Below are 6,683 nucleotides of genomic sequence, written 5' to 3'. Positions count from 1 at the left end.
TTATTGTGGTGCACGAGGTAATGTAGAGCCGCCGTAGGGCATGGCGAGGATCGTAGAGCGCGCGCCCAGCTTCTCGAGCGCCGCGTCCAGCGCCGCCTGGGCGGTGGGAAACGGCGTCAGGAAGATCTTGCGCACGAAGTCGTCCTTCAGGTCGCTGACCAGGTAGATGTCGGCGTCCTCGAGCACCATCGCGATCGCGGCGGCCTTGTGCCCGCCCAGCTGAAAGTCGCGCCGGATGCGCTCGATCATCGACTGAGGGGAGGGCGAGGTGGTCATCCACCGCTCAAAGGTATCCTCCCCCAGCCCCTCGCGGCACGAGCCGATCAGCACGATCACGCCGCCCTTCTTGACCGCGTGCTTGGCGTTGTCGAGCGCCTTCTGCGTCTGGTACAGGTTCAGGTCCTTGGGCGCGCCGCCCTGGGAGACCAGCACGATGTCGGCGCGCTCGGGGATGGGCTTCAGGTAGAACCTGTCCAGGAACGCGCAGCCCGCGCGGTGCGCCTCGACCGCGTCGCCCGCCACCGCGTGGACGATCCGCTTGTGTTCGTCGAGCACGACGTTCAGGATGAAGTCGATGCCCGTCATCCGCGCCGCTTCCTCGATGTCCGCGCGCAGCGGGTTGCCTGTAAGCCTCCCCGCGCAGGCGTCGGGTTCGACCATCAGCGAATGGTTCTTCTGGATGGCCGCGCGCGTGGACACGCCGGGCATCAGCGCCTTGCCGCCGCCCGAGTAGCCGGCGAAGTAGTGGTACTCGATGTTGCCCAGGCAGATGCGCCGGTCGGCCTCGGCCACGGCGCGCGTGATGTCCACGGGCGTGCCGTGGGCGGTGACGCCCAGCGAGACGCAGTCGTCCGGGTTGGAATCCACGCAGCGAATCTCGCGAAACGCCCGCTCGCCGGCGAGTTTGCGCATCTCGGCCTCGGTATGGCCGCGGTGTATGCCCAGGCCAAACACCAGCGTGATGTCTTCCGGTTGCACGCCGCCCAGGTACAGCTCGTCGAGCAGCGCGGGCATCACCTGGGCGGTCGGCATGGGCCGGGTGATGTCGCTGGTGACGACGGCGATCCGCTCGCCGGGCCGCACGATATCGCGCAGCCTTGGCGTGCCGATCGGACGCCTAAGGGCGGCGAGCACCGCGTCCACGCCGGTCGCCTCGAGCGGCACGTCGTTGGGCGTCAGGATGCCCGCGACGTTTTGATCGGGCGCGATCACCGTCTCGACGCCGTTGCCGAACCCAAACTCAAGCTCCATGGCTTGCTCCTTGCGGGAACGCCCGGGCCGCGTGCCTAAGCGCCTTGACCGCCGGCAATTCCTCGCCGGTCATGAATCGGATCAGCGCGCCGCCGCCTGTGCAGACGTAGCCCAGCCTATCTTTTACGCCGAATTTCTTGGCCGCGGTCACGCTGTCGCCGCCGCCGACCACGGTGTACGCAGAGGTTTTGGCCAGCGCCTCCCACACGATGCGTGTGCCCGCCTCGGTCTCGCTCTTTTCAAACACGCCCATCGGGCCGTTGACGAACACGGTCCTGGCGTCCATGATGGCCTGCGCATACCGCTGCGCGGCGTCGATCCCGATGTCGAGCGCGCAGGCGTGCTCCGGCATCTGCCCGGCCGCCGCTTCCCGGCGCTCGCCGTCTTCGATGTAGGCGAGGCTGGTTGGGAGGATGATCTTGTCCGCGTAACGCTCAAGCAGCCCCTTCGCGGTCTCGATGTATGATGCGTAGCCGCTTTTTTCAATGAAGTCGAGGCTGCCCTGGCCGATCGGCATTCCCCGTGCGGCCAGCAAAATATGGCCCACGAGCCCGCCGGCCAGCACATGGTCGGCCGCGCCACCCGCCAGCATCGTGCCCAGCATCAGGAACGCATCCGACACCTTCGCGCCGCCCAGCACGAACACGGCCGGGCGCGCGGGGCTCTCCATGAGCTCGGAGACCACGCAGTATTCCCTTTCAAACAGCCGCCCCATGGCGCTCGGCAGCACCTGCTCAAAGCCGCACAGCGACGGCTGATCGCGGTGCGCGGCGGCGAACGCGTCGCACACGTACAGCTCGTGAAGCTTTGCCAGCTTGCGCACCACCTCGGTCTGGGCCTGCTGCGCGTGGTCGAGCTTGAGGTTCAGCTCGAACAGCGTCTGTTCCTCGGCGCAGAAGCGCACATTGTCCAGCATCAGCGCCTCGCCGGGCCTGAGCGCGCCGATCGCCGCGCGCGCGGCGGGTCCGGTGACATCGTCCACGAATTGGACTTCGCGGCCCAGCAGGCCGCTCAGCACCTTCGCGTGCGGCGCGGTGGTGTAGAAATTTTGATATTCGATGTCGCTGCCCTGATGGGCCAGCAGCGTCAGCCGCGCGCCCTTGTCCAGCAGTTCTTTGAGCGTCGGCACACAGGCCTCGATGCGCGCGGTGCTCTTGAGCGTACCCGTCGCGCGATCGACCGGCTGGTTGACGTCGATCCGGCACAGCACGGCGCGGCCGGAAACGTCGAAATCGTCCAGCGTATGGATGCCAAAGCGCATAAAGCATCCCCTCCCAGGTGTGAAATGCGGCGGTAGCGCCGGGATACGGCCCATTCCCCTCCGAGGAGGGGAATGGGCCGCGCACGCGTCGTTATTTGAACCGTCCGATGTTCAGGTATTTGTTGGTCTCGGCGGTGCCCGCTTCGCGGGTCGCCTGCATGTTCATCGCGGCGCGAACGGCGTCGATGCTCTCCGGGATCGTCACGCTCTCCTGCGGGATGTTGATGGCGAACATGATGTCGTCGCCCGATTCCACCAGACTGTCGCGCCACAGCGCGATCTCATACATGTCGCCGCGCGGATTGCCCAGGTCGCGCGCGTAGCGGAACAGGCTGGCGTTGCCCTGGAACCCCTCGTCGATGGACACCATCCGGATGCGCGGATGCGCCTCGAAGGCCTTGAGCGCGTCTTCCTTGGCGATCTTCCTGCCGTCTTTGCCGCTGGCCAGCACGGTGATGATGTGGCCGTGGGTGACCGGCGTGTGCACGAGGATGCCGGTCGCCTCGACGTGCGGCATGATCGTCATCAGGTCGACCGCCTGGTGCGAGGGGGCCTTTTCCATCTGCAGCGCGTTGGTAAGTCCCCGGTGATAGTCGCCCGGGTCGGCCACGCGGCGGATGATCGTGATGGCCACCTTCGAAACGCCGACGGCGCGGTCGAGCGCGTCCACGGCGCGGATCAGGCCGGTGGTGTTGCAGCTGGTTAGCTTCAAGTAGTCCGCGCCCAGTCCCTTTTCATAATTGGCGTAGCCGTGGAAGAACACATCCGCGACCGAATTCTTCTCGCCGCCTTGGAAGATGGCCTTGACGCCCGCCTTTTCGTAAAGCACCTTATTCTTCGCGCCCACGCCGCCCGGGGCGGAGTCCAGCATAATGTCGACCTTCGAGATCAGGTCGTTGAAACTGCCCTTGGTGGGAATGCCCAGCGCGTCGAACTTGTCCTTGTCGGCGCCGTCGACCAGATAGAGGTCGTAGGGCATACCTTTTTCATGCAACGCGCGGATCGACAGCGTGGGCGCGAGGTCCGCAATGCCCACCAGTTCCATATCCTGTTGCAGAGCCACCCCGTCCGCCAGCCGCTGCCCGATCACGCCGTAGCCGGCCACGCCCACCTTAATTTTCTTCATAGTGATTTGCCTCCCGCGATTTAGTCTACTTTCACCGGCGCGCCGCCCAGTTTCAGGGATTTCTGGGCCGCGATGGCGATCTTGACCGGCTTGAGCCCGTCGATGGCGCGCACCGGCGTGTCCTTGCCTTGCAGGCAGGCCTCGACAAAGTCGCGCTCCTCCTCGATGAACGCGTCGTTGTAGCGCTCGAGGAAGAACCACAGCGGCTTCTCGGTCGCCACGCCGTCGGCGGTGTACCAGGCGGTGTTGTTGGCGGTCTCGTTGGCGGCGGAGATCATGCCCTTCGAGCCGAATACCTCCACGCGCTGGTCGTAGCCGTAGACCGCCTGGCGCGAGTTGTCGATGACGCCCAGCGCGCCGTTCTCAAAGCGCAGGTTGATGATGCAGGTGTCGATGTCGCCCGCCTCGCCGATGCCGGGATCGATCAGGCACGCGCCGAACACCGAGACCTCGGCAACCTCGCTGCCCGACAGGTAGCGCACCATGTCGAAGTCGTGGATGGTCATGTCGGCGAAGATGCCGCCCGAGGTTTTGACGTAGGACACCGGCGGCGCCTGCGGGTCGCGGGAGGTAACCTTGACGATCTGCACCTCGCCCACGCCGCCCTTCGCCACCACCTCGCGCACATGCTTGAAGTGCTTGTCGAACCGGCGGTTGAAGCCCACCTGGTACTTGATGCCCGCCGCCTCGACCGCTTCGAGCACCGCCTCGATCTTGGACACGTCCTGATCGATCGGTTTCTCGCAGAAGATGTGCTTGCCTTTCTTCGCCGCCTCGATCGAGATCTGCGCGTGGGTGTCGGTCGAGGAGCAGATGAAGATCGCGTCGATCGACGGATCGTTCAGCAGGTCGTGATAGTCCGCCGTGGCCGTCTTGACATTCAGCTTCGCGGCCAGTTCCTGCGCCGCGGGCAGGTAGACGTCCGAGATCGCCGCGACCTCGGCGTTCAGCACTCGATTCACCAGGTTTTCCGCGTGCAGCTTGCCGATGCGCCCCGCGCCGATGACGCCGATCCTAAGTTTCTTGTCCATGTGAGTGCCCTCTTTCTCTATACTTCGTGGTTCTTTGCCGTTCCCTTCTCCATTTCCCTCCCTGGAGGAGCGCCCGCGCCGGCGGTTTGTCAATACTTTCTCGCCTGCGCCTCGTTGGCCTGATGATTCCTCCACGCCTCGCGGCAGCGCTCGTTTTCCGACACCTCGGGCGTGCCCACGCGCCACCACGCGCCGTAGCCGTCGGTCATGGACTTCGGCAGCACCTTGATGTCCAGCAGCACCGGCCGGTCGGTGATCTTCCGCGCGTCTTCGAGCGCGGCTTCGAGCTGCGCCAGCGTGCGGACCGTGTAGCCCGCCGCACCGTAGCCGCGCGCGATCATGGCGTAGTCCACGTGCAGGAACGCGCCGTCGTGGCCGGCGCCGTCGCGGTAACGCAGCTCGGTCGCCAGCGTATCGCCGCCTTGAGCGGTTTGCAGGTTGTTGATACAGCCAAAACTCGCGTTGTCAAACAGGCACACATTGATTTTCTTGCGCTCCTGCACCGCGGTCAGCAGCTCGGAGTGCAGCATCGTGAAGCTGCCGTCGCCCACCATCGAGTAGACCTGGCCTTCGCCGACCGCCAGCTTGACGCCCAGCGCGCCGGAGATCTCGTAGCCCATGCAGGAGTAGCCGTACTCCATGTGGTAGCTGTCGGGCGTGCGCGCCCGCCACATGCGCTGCATGCAGCCGGGCAGGCTGCCCGAGGAGCCGATGACCACGGCGTCTTTCTCGATCAGCCGGTTCAGCGCGCCCAGCACCTCGGTCTGGGTCAGCGACGCGCCCAGGTCCTTGGCGAACCGCTGCGCCGATTCGGCGTTGCGGTCGTTGACCTCGGGCACATAGCCCTCGCCGGTGAAGCGCAGGTGGTCCAGGCGCTCGAGCTCATCCGCCCAGTCGGCCTTGGCCTCGGCGACCGCGTCGCCCCAGTCCGCCCCATAACCCGAAAGCGCTTCGGCCAGCGCCACAAGCGCCGCCTTGGCGTCGGCCACCACGGCCACCGCGTCCAGCTTCGCCGCCTGGAACGGCGACGCGCTGATGTTGACAAAACCCGCGTCCTCGCCAAACAGCGACTTCGAGGCGGTGGTGAAGTCGGTGTAGCGGGTGCCCACGCCGATCACGAGGTCGGCCTGCTTCGCGATCCCGTTGGCCGCGGCGCAGCCGGTCACGCCGATGCCGCCGAGGTTGAGCGGGTGGGTCCATTCAATCGCCGACTTGCCCGCCTGGGTCTCGCCGAACGGAATGCCAAATTGCTCGGCAAACGCGCGGAAGGCCCCGTGCGCCTCGGAATAGCGCACGCCGCCGCCGCAAATCAGGATGGGCCGCTTCGCTTCGCGGATGCGCGCGGCGGCCAGCGCCACGGCCTCCGATGTCGGCGGCCGGCGCTCGATCACGTGCACGCGCCGCTCAAAGAAGCGCTCCGGGTAATCGTAGGCCTCGCCCTCGACGTCCTGGGGCAGCGCCACGCACACCGCGCCGGTGTCGGCCGGGTCGGTCAGCACGCGGAAGGCGTTCAGCATCGCGCTCATCAGCTGCTCGGGCCGGTTCACGCGGTCAAAGTAGCGGCACACGGGCCGGAAGGCGTCGTTGGTGGACAGTCCCATGTCGTGAACCTGCTCGATCTGCTGCAGCACCGGATCGGGCTGGCGGCAGGCGTACACGTCGCCCGGCAGGAACAGCACCGGGATGTTGTTGGCGGTGGCGGTGCCGGCGGCGGTGACCATGTTGGCCGCGCCCGGCCCCACCGACGAAGTGACCGCGAAGATCTGCTTGCGCTTCATCTGCTTGGCATAGGCGATGGCCGCGTGGGCCATGCCCTGCTCGTTCTTACCCTGGTAGACCTCGAGGTCCCGGCGCTCCTGCCCAAGCGCCTGCCCGAGCCCCACCACATTGCCGTGGCCGGGCAGCAGCATCACGCCCCTCAAGAAGCGATGCTCTTCACCGTCAAAGCGGATGTATTGGTTCTCCAGAAAGCGCACCAATGCCTGCGCCATCGTGAGCCGTACCGTCTTCATAG

The 6,683-nt window shown here is 66.0% G+C and carries 5 protein-coding genes; all 5 read right to left on the bottom strand.

Annotated features, from left to right (window positions below):
* Positions 1-1,251, bottom strand: coding sequence for a nickel-dependent lactate racemase family protein (locus ACH6CV_RS16270; RefSeq protein WP_456359270.1), 1,251 nt, complete (start codon positions 1,249-1,251; stop codon positions 1-3).
* Entirely contained in the window at positions 1,241-2,512 is a 1,272-nt protein-coding gene (locus tag ACH6CV_RS16265; protein ID WP_456359269.1) for a phosphoglycerate kinase, read from the bottom strand. The genes ACH6CV_RS16270 and ACH6CV_RS16265 overlap by 11 nt, the downstream gene beginning before the upstream one ends.
* A gap of 91 nt (positions 2,513-2,603) precedes the next feature.
* Positions 2,604-3,638 carry a type II glyceraldehyde-3-phosphate dehydrogenase gene (locus ACH6CV_RS16260; RefSeq protein ID WP_456359268.1) on the bottom strand — a complete coding sequence of 345 codons (1,035 nt, stop codon included), beginning with the start codon at positions 3,636-3,638 and terminating at the stop codon, positions 2,604-2,606.
* 20 nt (positions 3,639-3,658) lie between these two features.
* Entirely contained in the window at positions 3,659-4,669 is a 1,011-nt protein-coding gene (iolG, locus tag ACH6CV_RS16255) for an inositol 2-dehydrogenase (protein ID WP_456359267.1), read from the bottom strand.
* Between the two features lie 89 nt (positions 4,670-4,758).
* Positions 4,759-6,681: a 3D-(3,5/4)-trihydroxycyclohexane-1,2-dione acylhydrolase (decyclizing) gene (iolD, locus tag ACH6CV_RS16250; protein WP_456359266.1), complete on the bottom strand. Its 1,923-nt coding sequence runs from the start codon at positions 6,679-6,681 to the stop codon at positions 4,759-4,761.
* Positions 6,682-6,683 lie beyond the last annotated feature (2 nt).

The sequence above is a fragment of the Anaerozeibacter quisquiliarum genome (genome assembly GCF_051162045.1).
Classification (GTDB): Bacteria; Bacillota; Clostridia; order Christensenellales; family Aristaeellaceae; genus Anaerozeibacter; species Anaerozeibacter quisquiliarum.
The sequence above is the reverse complement of the archived record's forward strand: the minus strand, read 5'-3'. Positions and strand labels throughout refer to the sequence as shown.